The 464-nt window shown below is 56.9% G+C and carries 1 protein-coding gene; it reads left to right on the plus strand.

The window, feature by feature from the left end:
• Window positions 1-464, plus strand: a 464-nt coding sequence (locus PPL9_RS28940) for a transposase (RefSeq protein ID WP_152986862.1), incomplete at both ends; no start/stop codon positions are given.

Raw genomic sequence — 464 nt, forward strand, 5'->3', positions numbered from 1 at the left:
GTAGATCGCAAGGGCGAGCACCCGCAAGGACACCTGAGCGGCTATAAAGGCTGGATCCATGCCGATGGCTATGCGGGCTTCAAAGCTTTGTTTGGCCATGACAAAGCAGCAGAAATGGCCTGTATGGCGCATATCCGGCGCAAGTTCGTTGATGTTCACGCATCGCAAGGCTCAAGTATAGCTGGCGAAGCCATCCAGCGGATTGCAAAACTCTATAAGGTCGAGAAACAGGCACGCGGCAAGCCGCCGCCGGAGCGGGTGCGACAGAGGCAGGAACAGGCCAAACCTGTCTTCGATGATCTGGAAGACTGGCTCCATTCGCAGCTTGCAAGAATATCCGGCAAGTCAGCATTGGCCGGAGCAATCCGCTATGCCCTCACGCGCCTACCCAAAGCGCGCGCCTATCTGGACAATGGCTCTCTGGAGCTGGACAACAATTGTGCCGAGCGGGCAATGAAGCCTGT

This window comes from Pseudovibrio sp. POLY-S9 (assembly GCF_001431305.1).
Lineage (GTDB): Bacteria > Pseudomonadota > Alphaproteobacteria > Rhizobiales > Stappiaceae > Pseudovibrio.